This is a genomic window from Viridibacillus sp. d25.2 (genome assembly GCF_055456015.2).
In genome coordinates this window covers 3,511,356-3,530,117 of the sequence record NZ_CM196652.1, presented here as the reverse complement: position 1 = coordinate 3,530,117, position 18,762 = coordinate 3,511,356, and the positions used below count along the sequence as shown (strand labels likewise).

The following is an 18,762-nucleotide window of genomic DNA, read 5'->3' as shown; positions in this document are numbered from 1 at the left end:
TATTACAGGAGGCTAAATAAAAATGAATTTATTAGCTAAAACACGAAAAATTAACTCAATGCTTCAAGCATCTGCTGGGAAACCAGTTAACTTTAAAGAAATGGCTGACACATTAGGAACAGTCATCGAAAGTAACGTATACATCGTAAGCCGTAAAGGTAAATTACTAGGTATTTCAATTAATCAACAAATTGAAAACGATCGTCTTAACAAAATGTTTGAAGAGCGCCGTTTCCCTGAAGAATATACTCAAAATTTATATGACTTCTCTGAAACTGCTCCAAACCTTGATGTACATGACGAACATAGTGCATTCCCTGTTGAAAACAAAGAGCTTTTCAAATCAGGTCTAACTACAATTGTGCCGATAATTGGTGGTGGCGAACGTCTAGGAACTTTGATTTTAGCTCGTCTAGCTGGTACTTTTGAGGATGATGATTTAATCCTTGCTGAATACGGCGCGACTGTAGTAGGTATGGAGATTCTTCGTGAAAAAGCTGAGGAAATCGAAGGGGAAGCCCGTAGTAAAGCTGTCGTACAAATGGCTATCAACTCATTGTCATACAGTGAATTAGAAGCTATTGAGCATATCTTCGAAGAATTAGATGGTAGCGAAGGGTTACTAGTCGCTTCTAAAATTGCTGACCGAGTAGGTATTACACGTTCAGTTATCGTTAATGCTTTACGTAAACTTGAATCAGCTGGTGTAATCGAATCACGCTCTTTAGGTATGAAAGGTACTTATATTAAAGTATTAAACGATAAATTCCTAAACGCATTAGCAGAAATTAAAATGCGCTAATAATTTTGAACTAACTATCCCGATGTCTAACATAGACTTTGGGATAGTTTTTTTATTGCTATTAATCAATATTTGTACCTAATGAAAAACGAGCATGTATTTGAAAAATCTTTAGAAAGAAATCGAAAATGCAAAAATAATGTGGAATCAAATGATGGATTTGAGAAATTGACTAAAAATGCTGAAAAATAAATAATTCTTTTGTATGGAGTGGATATAAAATGTATAGTTACCATTTCACTGTTAAAAAGGATGAAAAAGGATGAAAAGTGATGAAAAGGTAGTTATTTATAGAACATTTTAGTGAATTACTATTAATGTAAGTGAAGTCTGTTATAGTAATATTAAATTAGATTATTTGGGAATTGTATAAAATATATCAAATAAATATATATATAAATGGTGATATTAGGAGAAATTAACTTTCTATTATTATTGAATAACTAAGAAATCCCTATATTCGCAATAGATGCACAAGTATTAGATAGCATTATCGATAAATCTTATTAACACTATTTTTATAGTGAATATTACCTTTTCCCCTTATAGGATAAGGGGTTTAGAAGTTTTGAAGGAAAAGGGGAGTAAAGTGATAAAAATGGGTTTTTGTACCTATCAAAAAGACTCTAATACGGATAGACACTAGGTTACAACTCTAATACAATTAGATAGTGAAAATAAAATAGAAATTTGGTAGTTTATATCGAATTGGGGTGAAATTTTTGGATTTATTTAGTGGAACGATAAGTAATTTGGAAAGTGGCCTCTCTTATGCTGCGGTGAAAAATAAAACAATCGCTCAAAATATAGCGAATAATGACACACCAAACTATAAGGCTAAAGACGTTAGTTTTAAAAAGATGTTAACTGAGGCACAAAATACATATATTCAAGCGAACAGAACAGATCAAAGACATTTTGATTTTACTACGAAGAATTCGACACCTGGTGTTTATAGCTATTCTAATCTACGTTACAGAGAAAATGGTAACGGAGTAGATATGGATAAAGAACAAGCAAGTTTGGCTGAAAACACAATTTTCTACAATGCCTTGATTGACCGCATTAACGGTAAGTTAAATACATTACAAACTGTCATTAAAGGGGGTAACTAATTTTGTCTATCTTCCATAGTATGAATACCACAGGCTCAGCGCTTACAGCTCAGCGTTTAAGAATGGACGTCATTTCGTCTAATATGGCAAATGTCGATGTTACACGAGCAACAATGGAAAATGGCGAGTGGGTTCCGTATCGTCGTAAAACAGTAACACTAACGTCCAAAGAAGGACAATTTTCTAATTATCTAAATACAGCAATGGGTTCAACTAGTAAACAAGGAGTTGGCAATGGCGTCAAAGTAACAGGGATTAATAATGATACTGAAACACCATTCAAACTTATTTATGATCCAACACATCCAGATGCTAATGACGAAGGTTACGTACAAACTTCAAATGTTGATCCTTTAAAAGAAATGGTAAACCTAATATCTGCTACACGATCATATGAAGCGAACGTAACGGTTTTTAATGCAAATAAATCGATGTTAACAAAAGCATTAGAAATAGGTAAATAATTTCAAAGAAGGAGGATGGGTTAATTGCCAGTATCACAAGTATCTGTAGCGCTACCAGTTCAACCAACTATGACACAAAGAGTGGCTGAATCAATGCCTACAGAATCAAAAGAGAGTTTCGGAACAATGTTAAAAGATGCTATCCAATCTGTAAACGATAGCCAAGTCGCTTCTGATAATATGACAACTAAGTTGATAAACGGCGACAATGTTGAGCTTCATGACGTTATGATTAGCTCTCAAAAAGCTAGTATAACATTGAATACAGCATTACAAGTACGTAATAAAGTAGTAGAGGCGTATCAAGAAATTATGCGAATGACAGTTTAATTCGAACGGTTAGTGCGGATTTAACCACGTATTAGAACATTCACTATAACCGGAGGCTTAAAATGAATGAAAGACTGACAAAAATCAAAACCGACTCCACAAGGTTTTGGGGAAGTCGTACAAAAGCACAAAAAGGTACTTTAATAGGTTCTCTTCTTGGAATCGTTATTTTGGCAGCGGTTATTACATACTTTGCAACTCGAGTGGCGTATGCGCCACTTTATTCAGACTTATCGACTGCTGAGGTAGGAAAAATTAAAGAAACCCTTGATGCTCAAGGGACGAAATATAAGATTGCACCAGGCGGAACATCTATCTTAGTTCCTGAAAATCAAGTAGATTCACTATTAGTACAACTTGCATCAGAAGGTTTTCCGCAATCTGGCAAAATAGATTACTCATTTTTCTCTCAAAACGCTGGGTTTGGGATGACTGATAATGAATTTAGCGTTCTGAAGTTAGCTTCTACACAAACAGAACTGGCTAACTTGATTAAAGGCATTAAAGGCGTAAAAGACGCGAAAGTAATGATTACTTTGCCTGAGTCAGGTGTATTCGTAAGTGATACACATCAGCCAGCAAGTGCATCTATAGTTTTGAACACAGAACCAGGTTATCAATTTACTGAAGCACAAATTCAAACATTATATAATCTGGCATCTAAAAGTGTTCCTAACTTAACTCCAGAAAATATCGTAATCACAAATCAATACTTTGAATATTACGATTTACAGTCCACTAAAACTGCAGCAGCGGGAGCTAATGGAGCGGATGTCAACCAACAATTGACACTTAAAAAGCAAATTGAACGTGATTTGCAACGCCAAGTACAAACAATGTTAGGTACTTTAATGGGAGCAGAAAAAGTTGCCGTTGTTGTTACAACTGATATTGATTTTACGCAAGAGCAACGTGAAGAAAATTTAGTTGAACCAGTGGATAAAGAGAATATGGCTGGAATCCAAATTAGTGCACAGCGTATTAGTGAAACATTTACAGGTACTGGAGCAGCAGCTTCTGGTACACCAGAAGCAGAAAATGCAACTGATAATTTTACAAACTATCAATCTGGATCATCAGGTGATGGAGATTTCGAAAAAACAGAAGAAACGATTAATAACGAAGTGAATCGTATTAAACGTCAAATCGTAGAAAGTCCTTACAGAATTCGGGACTTAGGCATTCAAGTAATGGTAGAGCCACCGACTGCTGATGACGCAACGACTTTACCAACAAATGTACAACAAGATATTCAAAGTATGCTTGCATCCATCGTTCGTACTTCAATTGATAAAAACGAAGCAGGACAATTAACAGATGCTCAAATCGATCAAAAAGTAAACGTTACCGTTCAACAATTGAATGGTAAAGCACAAATTGCTTCAACTGAAACAAGTAAAATTCCATGGTGGGTATATGTAATTGGCGGTATTTTAGTAGTTGCAATTATTTTACTAGCATTCTTTATCTTACGTTCTAGAAAACAAAAAGAGATAGAAGAAGATATTATTCTTGAAGACCAAGGTGAGATAGTTGAAATAGAAGATATCTCTACAGAAAAAGAAACAGAATCAACCGTACGACGTAAACAGCTTGAGAAGATGGCTAAAGACAAGCCAGATGATTTCGCGAAATTACTGCGTACATGGATAACTGAAGATTAATGGGGGGAAAAGCTGTGTCAAGGAAAGAAAAAGGTTTATCTGGTAAACAAAAAGCAGCACTCCTGTTAATATCACTTGGACCAGAAGTGTCCGCTGCGGTATATAAACACTTAAGCGAAGAAGAAATAGAGCGTTTAACGTTAGAAATTTCAGGAGTTAAAAAAGTTGAACCAGAAATAAAAGAAGAAATTATCGAAGAGTTCCATAATATTGCACTCGCACAAGACTACATTTCTCAAGGTGGTATTGGCTATGCGAAAACAGTATTAGAAAAAGCTCTTGGATCGGATCAGGCTCAAACAATTATTAATCGATTAACATCTTCTCTACAAGTAAGACCTTTCGATTTTGCGAGACGCACAGATCCTGCTCAAATTTTCAACTTTATTCAAAATGAACATCCGCAAACAATTGCGCTAATACTTTCATATTTAGAACCACAGCAAGCGGGTATTATACTTTCATCTTTACCTCAAGAGGTACAAGCAGATATAGCGAAGCGTATTGCAATGATGGATTCAACATCACCAGAAGTCATTAGTGAAATTGAATCAGTATTAGAACGCAAATTGTCATCAACTGTAACGCAAGATTACACTGAAACTGGTGGCGTTGATGCAGTTGTAGAAGTCCTTAATGGTGTTGATAGACAAACTGAAAAAACAATTCTGGATGCACTCGAAATCCAGGATCCGGAACTTGCAGAAGAAATCAAGAAACGTATGTTTGTCTTTGAAGATATCGTTACACTGGATAACCGCTCAATTCAACGCGTTATACGCGATTGTGAAAACGAAGATTTACTCCTTGCAATGAAGATTTCAAGCGAAGAAGTAAAAGAAATCATTTTCAAAAATATGTCCCAACGTATGGCTGAGACATTTAGAGAAGAGATGGAAGTGATGGGACCAGTTCGTCTAAGAGATGTTGAAGATGCACAAATGAGAATCGTTGCAGTAACACGACGCTTAGAGGATGCAGGTGAAATCATTATCGCTCGCGGTGGAGGAGATGATGTCATTGTCTAGAATCATTCGATTCGATGATACTCTATCATCCAAAGAGAAAATTAGAACGATTGAAATTCGCGAGTTAAGATTGCCTGATAACCAAGAAGAAGTTGTTGAAGATTTTTCCTTAGAACAAGTTTTTGCTGAAAGAGAACGTATTATCACTGAAGCACAATCTGAGGCGGCTATTCAACAACAACAATTTATCGCTCATTGCGAAGAACAACAGAAGGCTCTTAATTTTGCGAAAGAGCAATGGGAACAAGATAAGCTCGTTCTTCAACAACAAGCATATGATGAAGGATTTCAACAAGGCTTAGAAGAAGGGCGACTAAAAGCTGAAGACAATATGTTAGAAGCAGTTCATACGGCTAATGAAACTATTATCAGTTCAAAAGAAAATGCTCAACAATATTTAGAAAGTCAAGAAAGAGTCATTTTAGAACTGGCAATGAATGCAGCTACTCGTATTTTAGGAACAGCGTTAGAAGAAAATAGTGAACTATATTTGAATGTGGTCCGCCGAGGTTTAAAAGAAGCAAGGGAGATGAAAGAGATTAAGTTGTATGTGTCACTTGCCTATCACAAACTTGTCTCAAATCATCGCGAAGAATTAGCTTCCATTTTCCCAGTGGATGTACCATTTATGATTTTCGTGAATGAAGAATTAAATGATAATGACGGCTATATCGAAACGAATCATGGGAGAATTGTCGTGAGTGTAGATGAACAGCTTAATGAATTACGATTAAAACTAATAGAAATATTAGAAAGCGTGGATCAGAAATGATGAAAGCGTCGAATTTAATTGAGCATATTCCATCAGTACAAACATTTAAAAAGTATGGTCGTATAACGCGTGTAGTTGGTCTGATGATTGAGTCTCAGGGTCCTGAAAGCTCTATTGGCGATGTTTGTAAAATTCATGTGCAATCTTCAAAAAACGGACATTCAGAGATTTTGGCAGAAGTCGTCGGTTTTAAAGATGAAATCGTTGTTCTCATGCCATTTACATCAATTAGAGAAATTTCAATAGGTTGCTTAGTTGAAGGAACTGGATCTCCATTAGAAGTAAAAGTAGGACCTGAACTAATTGGTAAAGTATTGGACTCAATGGGAATACCAATTGATGGCCATAACTTACCAAAGGGTCTTGCTACTGTACAAACAGAGGAAGATCCACCAAACCCTTTAACTAGGCCACCGATAAATGAAACACTTGAAGTGGGTGTAAAAGCAATTGATGGCATGTTAACGGTTGGTAATGGCCAACGTGTCGGTATATTCGCCGGGTCAGGTGTCGGTAAAAGTACACTCCTAGGAATGATTGCTAGAAATACAGAAGCTGATTTAAATGTTATCGCGCTTATTGGGGAACGTGGTCGTGAAGTACGTGAATTCATCGAACGAGATCTTGGCCCAGAAGGCTTGAAGCGCTCAATCGTTGTGGCAGCTACATCTGATCAACCTGCTCTGATGCGTATTAAAGGGGCATTCACAGCTACAGCCATTGCAGAGTACTTCAGAAATAGAGGACTAAATGTCATGCTTATGATGGATTCTGTCACTCGTGTTGCTATGGCACAACGAGAAATTGGGTTGGCAGTGGGTGAACCACCAGCAACGAGAGGTTATACACCATCTGTATTCTCTATTTTGCCAAAGTTATTAGAACGAACAGGTACAAATGAACATGGTTCTATAACGGCTTTCTATACGGTTCTAGTAGATGGAGATGACATGAATGAACCAATTGCAGATACTGTTCGAGGTATTTTAGATGGACATATCGTGCTAGATCGTACACTTGCAAATAAAGGACAATATCCAGCTATTAACGTTTTGAAAAGTGTTAGTCGTTTGATGAATCATATCGTTTCCAAAGAACATGTACAAGCTGCAGAACGGCTACGAGAACTTTACTATACTTATAACAAATCAGAAGACTTGATAAATATAGGTGCCTATAAGCGAGGAACTTCCAAAGAAATTGACGAAGCTATCCATTTTGAGCCACTAATTACAGCGTTTTTGAAACAAGGCTATTTAGATAATGTTAGTATGCAACAAAGTGTGAATGAATTAGTCAGATTATCAAATGGTGGTGGGCTATAAATGAGCGCATATACATATCGCTTTGAAAAAGTAATGACAGTAAGAGAGCAAGAAAAAAATGAAACAGAAATTGCTTATAAAGAATCTGTCAGGTTTTTTGAAGAAGTAGCAACCAAACTTTATAATTTTCTAAAGAAAAAAGAAGATCTTATTGGTTTTCAACAACAACGAATGTCTACTGGTTCTAGTATCGATGAAATTCATCATTATTCAAGGTTTATTGATAGCCTTGAAAAAACAATTATGGATGCCCAACAAAAGGTTATTCAAGCTCGCTCTAAAATGGAGTGGCATGAACAGAAGCTGCTAGAAAAGTCATTGGAATTTCGGAAGTATGAAAAGATGAAAGAAAAAGACTTTGAAACTTTTAAAGAAGAACAAGAGAGACTTGAAGCAATTCGACTAGATGAATTATCATCAGTTGCATATTACAACAAAGAAATCAGGTGAGGGCATGGCGAAAAAAAATTTGGAGCGTACAAAAGTTCCGGAAATAAAAGCACCTAGTACGCTTCAAAGGTTATTTTATTGGGTGATTATACCATTATTATTTACAACTGCCGTTCTCCTGATCATTGCGCATTTATACAACGTAAATGTTTTTGAAAAAGCGAAAGAATGGACTAGTGGTACAGCCCAAAGTTCTAACGAGAAAGCGGTAAATGAAAAAGATACAAAAGAAAATGCTAAACAAATGGTAGACCTTAAAGCTCAAATTAAAGAAAAAGAAGCCCAAATTGCTCAATTACAAGGCCAAATAGAAGACTCTAAAAACGAAAAATCTAAGCTTGTTATTGAACAAGATCGACTAATAGCTGAAATTGATAAGCTAGAAAAGGGCAAGGTAGAAACAAAAAAAGAGTTTAGTAGTGTAGTTTCGACATTTGAAAAAATGACACCAAAAGCAGCTGCTCCAGTCATCATCAATATGAGTGATTCGGAAGCAATTAAAATTCTAGCTAGCTTAAAACCTGAAACATTGGCGAAAGTTTTAGAGAAGATGCCAGCAAAGGATGCTGCCCGATACACAGTCTTGTTAGCAAAATAAAATACTATTTAGTTGGAAGGAGGTGAAATAATGAATATAGACTCGATACAAATAGAATCACCTAAAGCAAGTAGTCAATTAAATAGTTCAAATGCTACCTCGTCTGATACTGGATTTTCGGAATATTTGTTGTCTTCTAATAAGGATATACCGCCAGCTTCATCTACAACAAATGCTAAGCAAAATAATGTGGATAAGTTAAATAATCAATCCATTGAGGGCGCTACATTTAACTCAAATCGATTATTTATTGATTTATCAAGAGGCTTAGAAGGGTTGCTTGGACAAGTACTAAATAGTAAGAATACTGAAAATCATGAACAAGCAATTACTATAGAAGACATATCAAACATACTTGATATAACTTCTCTAAAAGATTTAAATAAATTACTAAACAGTTCAATTGATGAAACTAGCTTAAGTTCTGAAGGAATTTCTCTAGAAAAGTTAGGCGAGTTGTTAGGAGTAAACGTTGAAAATTTACAAGCAACTATTCAGAAGTTAACAGGTGATGATACACAGGCAAAAGATGTTTGGGATTTACTTGCCGGTATTGATCAAAATGCCTTTGCATTTATGCAGAATTTGATGTCTTCAATTAATGGAGATAAAGGTGCAACAGTTTCTCAAAAGGAAGCTTCAGATGTTCTTAAATTTTTAAAATTAGTTGAACTTGTAGCACCTAAAACGGATTTAGTATTAAATCAAGAACTACAAGTATTTCAAGTGAAAGAATGGATGTCTGCGATTTCTACAAAAGTAGAACAGCTTTTAACTCAAGCAAACAGCAGTCAGCTTCCTCTCACGAAATCAAAAGATGTGCAACCATTATTGATTAATTTAACCGATGCTAGTGCCAATAGCAATGAAAGCGTCACAACAACTCTAGCAGAAACAAAAGGTACTGCTAACACAACTGTGACATTAACATTACCAACAAACAAAGCTTCTCAAGCTGAAACTTTTGTGAAAGAGTTCCAAGCGATTATGAATCGTAGTCAAACTTCAAATGCACCAGGATTGACTAAACTATTAATCAAACTGTACCCAGAAAATTTAGGTACAATTCGTGTGGAATTAGTACAAAAAGATGGTGTTATGACAGCTAGATTGCTAGCTTCAACAGCTCTTGGTAAAGAGATGCTGGATAGCCAATTAAATTCATTAAAACAAGGTTTAGTCAACCAGAATATACAACTTGACCGCATTGATGTTACACAAGCTTTAAGCGATACAAATCGTCAAGAAAAAGGGCAACATCAATTCAACCAATCATTTAAGCAACAAGCACAAGACCAAGAAGATAAGAACAATGATAATCAGGAAGATGTACCCGCATTTAGCGATTATTTAACGGAAATGGAGGTGTGAGTTTATGACAGTTACGAAAATTCCAGCTACAACAAAGATTCCGCCTAAAACGGAAATTCCAGAAGGCAAGAGTATAACAGATGTTTATGGTATTGATAATAAACCCTCTAAGGAAAGGCAAACAGGTAATTCAGCATTAGGTAAAGATGCATTTTTACAATTGCTAATCACACAATTACAAAACCAAGATCCTACAAACCCAATGGATGATAAAGAATTTATTGCACAAATGGCTCAATTCTCATCTCTTGAACAAATGACCAATATGACAACAGCACTTGAGAATTTAACGCAATTACAACAACAATCGCAGTTAATTGAATTTAATTCATTCATCGGCAAAGATGTAAAATGGCATGAAGTAACAGATAAAAAAGGTGAAGATGGTAAACCGATTGTTAATGAAGGAACTGGCACTGTAGTTCGAGTTAAATACGATGGTGAGGGAGTTATCTTTGTATTAGCAGACGGAAAAGAATTAACACCTTCGAATATTTCAGAGGTTATTAATGGTAGTGCTACTGGTAGTGTTGGAGGATCGCTTGTAGAAGCGAGTATGTTAATAGGGAAAAATATTACTTACAAAGTGACTGAGGATAAAGATGATAATGATGAATCTGAAGAAAAGCCAAAAGAAATAACTAATGAAGCGACTGTCCAATCAGTTTCTAAAAAAGATGGACAAATCAAATATATCCTTAGTAACGGTGATGAAGTAACAGCTGATCAAATATTGTCTATATCTCAATAAGCTGAGGTGTTTTGATGGATAAAATAAGATTTCAGCAACATATACAACCGCTTCAACCAACATTAAGGCAACAACCGGTTAAAAGACCGAGTATTTCTACAAGTAAACAATCTTTTAGTCAAGAGTTAGAAAAAGCAACAAATTATCAGTTAAAAATAAGTAAGCACGCATCAGCTCGTCTTAACGAGCGCAATATTCATATTGATGAAAAACAATGGCAACGAATTACAGACAAAGTATTCGAAGCGCGTTCAAAAGGCGTTATTGATTCACTTGTTTTAACTGATCAGGCCGCGCTCATAGTCAGTGCGAAAAACGCTACGGTTATTACAGCGATGGATCGTAATGAAGCACAAGATCAAATATTCACCAATATCGACGGCACAATTGTGCTGACATAAGGCAGGACCTTTAAAGGGTGCCTTAGTACTGCCAAATGACAGAAGCAGTACACTCTAAAATCGAAGGGAGAAAATTAAGTTATGCTACGTTCAATGTATTCAGGCATCAGTGGTCTTAAAAATTTCCAAACAAAATTAGATGTTATCGGTAACAATATCGCCAATGTTAACACTTTTGGTTTCAAAAAAGGGCGTGTTGTGTTCAAGGATATGATGTCACAAACAGCTGCGGGAGCTTCAGGGCCAACAGGTACAACTGGTGGTACAAACCCAAAACAAATTGGATTAGGGTCTCAAATAGCAGCAATTGATACAATGCATGAAGGCGGGTCACTGCAAAGTACTTACAGAGTGCTAGATTTAGCGATTTCTGGTGATGGATTCTTTGAAGTTATGGATAAAAATGGGACAAATGTAAAATATACACGTGCTGGGAATTTTTATATGGATAAAAATGGTGATCTAGTTAATGCGGATGGTAAGTATTTAAAAGGAACTGGTGGCATAATAAATATACCTACAACTGCTCAAAGTATGTCTATTGCTAAAGATGGGACTGTAGAATATGTTGATGAAAACGGTGTATCGCAAAAAGCAGGTCAATTAGAATTAGCTAAATTCCCAAATCCAGGTGGATTATCTAAGGAAGGTTCTAACTATTATAATGAAACACCAAACTCAGGGAAAGCTACAATAGGAACTGCTGGGCAAAAGGGTATTGGCGACATTTCATCAGGAACTCTTGAAATGTCCAACGTCGATCTATCAGAAGAATTTACTGATATGATCGTAGCACAACGTGGTTTCCAAGCGAATACGCGTATTATTACAACATCTGATGAAATTTTACAAGAGCTTGTTAACTTAAAACGATAAGTTTTAGCTAAAATTACTTTCATTAAAAGGAGGGGGCTGGGTCGGCTCTCTAGACTCGGCCCTTATTTCCTATGATTACAGTAACCAAATTAAATGGTAAACCATTCTCATTAAACGCTTTATACATAGAATCGGTCGAGGAGTTTCCTGATACGACGATTACGTTAACGACCGGACGAAAGTATGTTGTATTAGAGACTGAGAAAGAAGTGAGTAAACGTATAATTGCTTTTTATCACAGTGTACAACTCCTATCAAACCCGCACTTAAGAGGTGAAGAAAATGAAGAATAACAAGCTTTTAACCATTATGTTAATTATTTTAGTTTCGATTACACTGATTGGTGTTATTGCATTGGTGACAGTCAATCAGTTGAACAAAGGAAGCGCCAAAGAACCAACTATCGATGAAATCATCGAAGCTTCTGTAGATGTTCCTGAATTGACAACAAACCTTGCTGGAACAAATTTTGTTAAAATATCATTGAAAATCCAAACTGATAGCAAAAAAGCAGGTAAAGAAATTGGTAAACGTGATTTCCAAGTGAAAAGTATTGTGATTGAAGAGATGTCAGAAATGACAAAAGATGCTTTAGAAGGTAAAAAAGGAAAGAAAATGCTTGAAAAAACGTTAAAAACAAGATTTAATGGACTGATGCAAGACGGTAAAGTACAAGAAGTTTATATTACTTCCTACATCATTCAGTAAAGTCAATTATTTTGAAAAGGAGGTGGGAAAATGGCAGGAGATGTGTTATCCCAGTCCGAGATTGATGCGCTTTTATCAGCGTTATCAACAGGTGAGATGACGGCTGATGATATTATGAAAGATGAAGAAACTAGAAAAGTTAAAGTTTATGACTTTAAACGCGCTCTTCGTTTTTCAAAAGATCAAATCCGAAGTTTGACCCGAATACATGAAAACTTTGCACGTCTTTTAACAACATTTTTCTCAGCTCAGCTTAGAACATATGTGCAAATAACTGTAGCATCTGTGGATCAGATTCCATTTGAAGAGTTCATTCGTTCAATTCCGAATATGACACTCATAAATGTATTTGAAGTACCACCTTTAGACGGTAATATCCTGATGGAGATTAACCCTAATATTGCGTATTCTATGTTAGATCGTTTAATGGGAGGTTCAGGTGCGAGTCATAGTAACGTCGATAATTTAACTGAAATCGAAACGAAAATTATGACAAATTTATTTGAACGCTCATTCGATAACTTACGTGAAGCATGGGCAAATATTGCTGATATTGATCCAGCGTTATCGGAGCTTGAAGTAAATCCGCAGTTCTTACAAATGATTTCACCAAATGAAACGGTTGTTGTTATTTCATTCAATTCAATCATTGGTGAAACAAGTGGCATGATTAATATTTGTATCCCTCATGTTGTATTAGAGCCAATCGTACCGAATCTATCTGTTCGTTACTGGATGCAATCTAATAAAAAAGAAGTTTCGCCAGAACAAACTGCGATTCTTGAAAATAGTGTAAAACAATCTAATTTACCAGTAATAACAGAGCTTGGTAATGCGGAAATAACAATTGAAGACTTCCTTCTATTGTTACAAGGTGATGTTATTCAACTTGATCAAAAAATTAGCCAACCACTTACACTAAAAGTTGGCGATGTACCTAAATTTACTGTCCAACCAGGGAAACTGAAGAAACGAATGGCTGTTCAAGTTATTGAGTCTTTGAAAGGAGGAGACGAAGTTGATGAGTGATGAAATGTTATCACAAGAAGAAATTGAAGCCCTATTAAGAGGCGAATCTCCCGAACTAGAAAACAAAAAGTCTTCTCAAATTGAATATAAAGTAGAAGATTATTTAGATGCATTATCTCAAGATGCTCTAGGAGAAATCGGTAATATTTCTTTTGGTAGTTCTGCAACGGCGTTATCATCGTTGCTAGGCCAAAAAGTTGATATTACAACACCGACAATCAGCATGATTAATCGTGATAATTTGGAGGAAGAGTTTCCTCACCCATATGTAGCGGTTCAAGTAGAATATACTACAGGCCTTGTGGGTATGAACTTATTAGTCATTAAACAATCTGATGCAGCAATTATTGCTGATTTAATGTTAGGTGGAGATGGTGTTAGCCCTGCAGATGAACTTGGTGAGATTCATTTAAGTGCTGTACAGGAAGCAATGAACCAAATGATGGGTTCTGCTGCAACGTCTATGTCTACGATCTTTAATAAAAAAGTTGACATTTCGCCGCCATCAATTGATTTGATGAATATTTCCAAAGATGAAGGTAGAGATAATATTCCTGAAGAAGATTTACTTGTTAAAGTTTCATTCCGTTTGAAAATTGGTACTTTAATAGATTCAGATATTATGCAATTACTACCACTAGGATTTAGTAAGAAATTAGTCAATCAATTAATGAATCAAGATACTGATGAAGTTGCTTCAACTATGGTAGCACCAGCACCTGTACAACAAGCAGCACCAGTTCAAGCACCACCAGTTCAAGCACAACCGATACAACAAGAACCAGTAGCGCAACCTGCTCAGGTTCAAGAACAAATGTATCAACAATCTTATGCAATGCCTGAAAGACCAATGTATACACAACAGCCAGCAAATGTACAACAAGCTCAATTTGCTAGCTTTGAAAATGCATCATTGAAACAAGCGGAAGCTAGAAATTTAAATATGCTACTTGACATACCACTGCAAGTTACTGTTGAATTAGGACGTACGAAGCGTTCCGTAAAAGAGATATTAGAACTAGCAAGTGGCTCTATTATTGAACTTGATAAACTTGCTGGTGAACCGGTTGATATACTAGTAAACAGCCGTCTCATTGCTAAAGGAGAAGTAGTTGTAATAGACGAAAACTTCGGTGTTCGTATTACAGATATTTTGAGTAAAGCGGATCGCTTAAACAATCTAAGATAGATAGTTATTGGAGGAGTTAAACATGTCTAAAAGGATTTTAATTGTGGATGACGCAGCTTTCATGCGCATGATGATCAAGGATATTTTGACAAAAAATGGTTTTGAAGTAGTGGGGGAAGCTGGAGATGGCGCTCAAGCTATTGAAAAGTTCAACGAATTAAAACCAGATTTAGTAACAATGGATATTACTATGCCTGAGATGGATGGAATTGCCGCATTAAAATCTATTAAAGAAAAAGATCCAAGTGCGATTGTTATTATGTGCTCAGCGATGGGACAACAAGCAATGGTAATCGATGCAATTCAAGCGGGTGCAAAAGACTTTATTGTTAAACCTTTCCAAGCTGATCGCGTTATCGAAGCAATCCAAAAAGCGTTAGGTTGATCAGAATGTTTTATAAAGCCTTATTGAAACTGATGTTGTGTGCATCACTAATTACCATTACATTTATCACCCCTATGCTAAACCCGACATCAGCTTTTGCTGATTCGGATGACAAGGTTGCTAAATGTTTAAAAGACCCAGATGCATGTAAAGAGGATTCAACTACAGCTGTCGATGAAAACACACAATCGACAGCTGTCGGCTTGTCTCCATGGGATTATATTAAAATGATCTTAGCTCTTATTTTTGTTGTTGTGCTGTTATACGGAATGTTAAAATTCGTCAATAGTCGCAATCAAAAATATCAACATAATCAATTGATGCAAAATTTAGGAGGACTATCTTTAGGCCAACAGAAATCGGTGCAGCTCTTAAAAGTAGGAGATTCGCTCTATTTGGTTGGTGTTGGTGAAGATGTACATATTCTTAAGGAAATCTCAAGTGATGACGAAAAAGAGCGTCTAATGGCCTTATACAACGATAAACAGGATCTAGCTAATCAAGTTCCATTTATCGCAGATCTTATTACTAGTTTAAAAGAAAAAGTACGACCTTCATCGAATGTTAATGCTAAGCCAAACGATGAATTCAAAGATATATTTCAACAAAAAATCTCAAAAATAAAATCTGAACGTAGTAAAGATTTGAATGAGTGGAAGCAAAAGGAGAGCGATAAAGAATGAGTGATTTAGTTAATTATTTCTCAGACAGTAATCCATCCAATGTTTCTACCTCTGTAAAACTGATGTTAATGCTAACAGTCCTATCATTAGCGCCAAGTATTCTAATACTAATGACATCTTTTACAAGAATTGTTATAGTCCTATCGTTCGTACGTACAGCTCTAGCTACACAACAAATGCCTCCAAACCAAGTAATCGTTGGATTGGCACTTTTTTTAACATTCTTTATTATGGCACCAACATTCCAAGAGGTGAATAAAGAAGCATTACAGCCTCTTTTTGATGAAAAAATCACTTTGGATGAAGCTTACGACAAAGCTAGTGGACCATTTAAAGATTTTATGAGTCAGCATACAAGACAGAAGGATTTAGATTTGTTTTTAAAATATTCTGGTGCAGAACGTCCTGAAACGATTCAGGATATTTCATTAACTACTTTAGTACCTGCCTTTGCGTTAAGTGAGATTAAAACTGCTTTTCAGATAGGTTTCATGATTTTCATACCATTCCTCGTAATAGATATGATTGTCGCAAGTGTATTAATGTCTATGGGAATGATGATGTTACCACCAGTAATGATTTCTCTTCCTTTTAAAATCCTATTATTTGTTCTTGTAGATGGCTGGTATCTTGTAATGAAATCATTGCTGCAAAGCTTTTAGGGGATGAATCAATATGACAGGTGAAATGGTCATTTCAGTTGCAGAACGTGCCATAAAAGTTGTCCTACTAACTTCAGGGCCTTTATTACTAATTGCTTTGATTACTGGTTTAGCAGTCAGTATTTTCCAAGCAACAACACAAATTCAAGAGCAAACGCTTGCTTTTGTGCCGAAAATCATCGCTGTCTTAGTCGGTATTGTGTTTTTTGGACCTTGGATGCTTACGCAAGTGACTTCGTATGCAACAGATATATTTGAAAATTTACTGCGATATGTAGGGTGAGCAAATGGAAGAACTAGTTCCTAAAGTAACGGTGTTCCTTCTCATTCTTGTGCGAATCTCAGCATTTTTTATAACGGTACCTTTGTTTTCTTATAAAACAATTCCTTCGAAAATGCGACTTACATTAGCGGCAGTACTAGCATGGATGATGTACTACACAATTGACGTTACTCCCTTGGAAGTTAACGGGGAATACATATTATTAGTTATGAAAGAAGCAATGGTTGGTTTAATAATCGGGTTAATCGCTTATATGATTATGTCAGCTATCCAAATAGCTGGAAGTTTTATAGACTTCCAGATGGGTTTTGCTATTGCGAATATAATAGATCCACAGACGGGGGCACAAAGTCCACTTTTAGGTCAATTCTTCAATACGCTAGCATTGCTTGTGTTACTTGGTATAAATGGGCATCATTTACTGTTGGATGGTATTTATTACAGCTATGAATATTTGCCGATTGGAGAAATGTGGCCATCCTTTGGCTCAGAAAACTCCACTGAATTCATCATTAAAATGTTTGCTACAGTATTTGGTATCGCTTTTCAAATGGCTATTCCAATTGTTGCAACTCTATTTTTAGTCGATATTGCGTTAGGGATAACAGCTAGAACAGTTCCTCAACTGAACATTTTTGTGGTTGGTTTCCCAATTAAAATCGGCGTTAGTTTTCTTGTACTTATAACAATGATGGGTGTAATGGTCTCAGTTATTCAAAAATTATTTAATATTATGATTGTTAGTATGCGTGACTTTATGGTTCTAATAGGTGGTGGATAAGATGCAATATATTCGTCTTGACTTACAATTTTTTGCGGGAGAAAAAACAGAAAAAGCAACACCGAAGAAAAGATTAGATGCCCGTAAAAAAGGTCAAGTTTTAAAAAGTCAGGATGTCACTAGTGCAATTGTCCTCCTATCGGTTTTTTTATTTTTATTATTCGGTGCCGGATCTATGCGAGATAGCGTTATGGCATTTTTTAAACAAACATTTAGTCGATACTTGTTAGTTGAATCCATTTCGATTAGCTCAGTAATGGAAGTTTATAAAGAAGTTATGATTGAGATGGCAATTGTTTTATTACCGATTATGGTAATTGCGGTAATCGCTAGTCTCGCAGGAAACTTCTTTCAATTTGGATTACTTTTTACAACGGAGTCATTAAAATTTGATTTAAAGAAACTTGATCCTATTAAAGGGTTAAAGCGGATGTTTTCATTAAAAGCTATTATTGAACTACTAAAATCGGTTTTAAAAATAACCTTTATCGGATCGGTTACAACAGTTATTCTTCTCATGAACATAGATGATGTACTAAGTTTGTCTTTTAAATCACCGTGGGTAACATTAATAACTGTTGGAAAATTAACAGTGATAATGGGGATTGCAGCTTCATTAACATTATTTTTTGTTGCAATCTTAGATTATTTCTATCAAAAGTTTGATTATGAAAAAAACTTAAAAATGTCCAAACAGGATATTAAAGATGAGTATAAAAATACAGAGGGTGACCCCCTTATAAAATCAAAAATTAAACAACGTCAACGTGAAATGGCAATGCGCCGTATGATGTCAGAAGTGCCGAAAGCGGACGTTGTGATTACAAATCCAACTCACTATGCAATCGCACTACAGTATGATGAGGATAGTATGGATGCACCAAAAGTTGTTGCTAAAGGTACCGATTTTATCGCACAAAAGATTAAATTAATTGCTAAAGAAAATGATGTTGTGATGGTAGAAAATCGGCCATTGGCTAGAGCAATGTATGATCAAGTGGAAGTTGGGGGTCGCATCCCAGATGAGTTTTTCAAAGCGGTTGCAGAAGTTTTAGCTTATGTATACCGTATAAAACGTAAAATTTAAAGTTTTAA

Annotated in this window: 24 protein-coding genes; all 24 read left to right on the top strand. The window is 35.7% G+C overall.

Annotated features, from left to right (window positions below; translation table 11 throughout):
• The first annotated feature begins 22 nt into the window (after positions 1-22).
• The 24 genes from codY (at position 23) to flhB (ending at position 18,754) form a co-directional block, all read left to right on the top strand.
• Positions 23-802: a GTP-sensing pleiotropic transcriptional regulator CodY gene (codY, locus tag ACZLO7_RS17440; protein ID WP_464937361.1), complete on the top strand. Its 780-nt coding sequence runs from the start codon at positions 23-25 to the stop codon at positions 800-802.
• 722 nt (positions 803-1,524) lie between these two features.
• Positions 1,525-1,917: a flagellar basal body rod protein FlgB gene (gene flgB, locus ACZLO7_RS17435; protein ID WP_427748962.1), complete on the top strand. Its 393-nt coding sequence runs from the start codon at positions 1,525-1,527 to the stop codon at positions 1,915-1,917.
• A 2-nt stretch (positions 1,918-1,919) separates the two neighbouring features.
• Positions 1,920-2,381 carry a flagellar basal body rod protein FlgC gene (gene flgC, locus ACZLO7_RS17430; protein ID WP_464937362.1) on the top strand — a complete coding sequence of 154 codons (462 nt, stop codon included), beginning with the start codon at positions 1,920-1,922 and terminating at the stop codon, positions 2,379-2,381.
• 24 nt (positions 2,382-2,405) lie between these two features.
• Positions 2,406-2,711 (top strand): flagellar hook-basal body complex protein FliE, encoded by a 306-nt coding sequence (gene fliE / locus ACZLO7_RS17425; RefSeq protein WP_511261358.1) that lies wholly within the window; start codon positions 2,406-2,408, stop codon positions 2,709-2,711.
• Positions 2,712-2,773: 62 nt separating this feature from the next.
• Positions 2,774-4,375: a flagellar basal-body MS-ring/collar protein FliF gene (fliF, locus tag ACZLO7_RS17420; RefSeq protein ID WP_464937363.1), complete on the top strand. Its 1,602-nt coding sequence runs from the start codon at positions 2,774-2,776 to the stop codon at positions 4,373-4,375.
• A gap of 14 nt (positions 4,376-4,389) precedes the next feature.
• The gene (gene fliG / locus ACZLO7_RS17415; protein ID WP_038184093.1) at positions 4,390-5,403 is read left to right on the top strand and encodes a flagellar motor switch protein FliG; all 1,014 of its coding nucleotides are present in this window, start codon (positions 4,390-4,392) and stop codon (positions 5,401-5,403) included.
• Positions 5,390-6,175: a flagellar assembly protein FliH gene (fliH, locus tag ACZLO7_RS17410; protein ID WP_464937364.1), complete on the top strand. Its 786-nt coding sequence runs from the start codon at positions 5,390-5,392 to the stop codon at positions 6,173-6,175. The genes fliG and fliH overlap by 14 nt, the downstream gene beginning before the upstream one ends.
• Complete coding sequence (gene fliI, locus ACZLO7_RS17405; RefSeq protein WP_464937520.1) at positions 6,175-7,500, top strand: flagellar protein export ATPase FliI; 1,326 nt, start codon at positions 6,175-6,177, stop codon at positions 7,498-7,500. Before fliH ends, fliI begins: the two co-directional genes overlap by 1 nt.
• A complete protein-coding gene (fliJ, locus tag ACZLO7_RS17400; protein WP_464937365.1) occupies positions 7,501-7,950 on the top strand; it encodes a flagellar export protein FliJ in 450 nt (149 codons plus the stop codon).
• Positions 7,907-8,548, top strand: coding sequence for a MotE family protein (locus tag ACZLO7_RS17395; RefSeq protein ID WP_511261357.1), 642 nt, complete (start codon positions 7,907-7,909; stop codon positions 8,546-8,548). The genes fliJ and ACZLO7_RS17395 overlap by 44 nt, the downstream gene beginning before the upstream one ends.
• Positions 8,549-8,578: 30 nt before the next feature.
• On the top strand, positions 8,579-9,919 hold the full coding sequence (locus ACZLO7_RS17390; protein WP_464937367.1) for a flagellar hook-length control protein FliK: 1,341 nt from the start codon (positions 8,579-8,581) through the stop codon (positions 9,917-9,919).
• A gap of 4 nt (positions 9,920-9,923) precedes the next feature.
• Entirely contained in the window at positions 9,924-10,670 is a 747-nt protein-coding gene (flgD, locus tag ACZLO7_RS17385; protein ID WP_464937368.1) for a flagellar hook assembly protein FlgD, read from the top strand.
• 14 nt (positions 10,671-10,684) lie between these two features.
• Entirely contained in the window at positions 10,685-11,071 is a 387-nt protein-coding gene (locus tag ACZLO7_RS17380; protein WP_464937369.1) for a TIGR02530 family flagellar biosynthesis protein, read from the top strand.
• A gap of 81 nt (positions 11,072-11,152) precedes the next feature.
• A complete protein-coding gene (gene flgG, locus ACZLO7_RS17375; RefSeq protein ID WP_464937370.1) occupies positions 11,153-11,947 on the top strand; it encodes a flagellar basal body rod protein FlgG in 795 nt (264 codons plus the stop codon).
• A 71-nt stretch (positions 11,948-12,018) separates the two neighbouring features.
• Positions 12,019-12,240, top strand: a complete 222-nt coding sequence (locus ACZLO7_RS17370) for a flagellar FlbD family protein (RefSeq protein ID WP_464937371.1) — start codon at positions 12,019-12,021, stop codon at positions 12,238-12,240.
• Positions 12,230-12,655 carry a flagellar basal body-associated protein FliL gene (fliL, locus tag ACZLO7_RS17365; RefSeq protein ID WP_464937372.1) on the top strand — a complete coding sequence of 142 codons (426 nt, stop codon included), beginning with the start codon at positions 12,230-12,232 and terminating at the stop codon, positions 12,653-12,655. The genes ACZLO7_RS17370 and fliL overlap by 11 nt, the downstream gene beginning before the upstream one ends.
• Before the next feature lie 30 nt (positions 12,656-12,685).
• The gene (gene fliM / locus ACZLO7_RS17360) at positions 12,686-13,684 is read left to right on the top strand and encodes a flagellar motor switch protein FliM (protein WP_464937373.1); all 999 of its coding nucleotides are present in this window, start codon (positions 12,686-12,688) and stop codon (positions 13,682-13,684) included.
• On the top strand, positions 13,677-14,873 hold the full coding sequence (gene fliY / locus ACZLO7_RS17355) for a flagellar motor switch phosphatase FliY (RefSeq protein WP_464937521.1): 1,197 nt from the start codon (positions 13,677-13,679) through the stop codon (positions 14,871-14,873). The genes fliM and fliY overlap by 8 nt, the downstream gene beginning before the upstream one ends.
• A 22-nt stretch (positions 14,874-14,895) precedes the next feature.
• Complete coding sequence (locus tag ACZLO7_RS17350) at positions 14,896-15,258, top strand: response regulator (RefSeq protein WP_427748941.1); 363 nt, start codon at positions 14,896-14,898, stop codon at positions 15,256-15,258.
• 5 nt (positions 15,259-15,263) lie between these two features.
• On the top strand, positions 15,264-15,941 hold the full coding sequence (locus ACZLO7_RS17345; protein ID WP_464937374.1) for a flagellar biosynthetic protein FliO: 678 nt from the start codon (positions 15,264-15,266) through the stop codon (positions 15,939-15,941).
• Positions 15,938-16,603 carry a flagellar type III secretion system pore protein FliP gene (fliP, locus tag ACZLO7_RS17340; protein WP_038184132.1) on the top strand — a complete coding sequence of 222 codons (666 nt, stop codon included), beginning with the start codon at positions 15,938-15,940 and terminating at the stop codon, positions 16,601-16,603. The genes ACZLO7_RS17345 and fliP overlap by 4 nt, the downstream gene beginning before the upstream one ends.
• A gap of 13 nt (positions 16,604-16,616) precedes the next feature.
• Complete coding sequence (fliQ, locus tag ACZLO7_RS17335; protein WP_427748938.1) at positions 16,617-16,886, top strand: flagellar biosynthesis protein FliQ; 270 nt, start codon at positions 16,617-16,619, stop codon at positions 16,884-16,886.
• Positions 16,887-16,890: 4 nt separating this feature from the next.
• Positions 16,891-17,667, top strand: a complete 777-nt coding sequence (gene fliR, locus ACZLO7_RS17330; RefSeq protein ID WP_464937375.1) for a flagellar biosynthetic protein FliR — start codon at positions 16,891-16,893, stop codon at positions 17,665-17,667.
• A gap of 1 nt (position 17,668) precedes the next feature.
• Positions 17,669-18,754 (top strand): flagellar biosynthesis protein FlhB, encoded by a 1,086-nt coding sequence (flhB, locus tag ACZLO7_RS17325; protein ID WP_464937376.1) that lies wholly within the window; start codon positions 17,669-17,671, stop codon positions 18,752-18,754.
• The last annotated feature ends 8 nt before the right edge of the window (positions 18,755-18,762 follow it).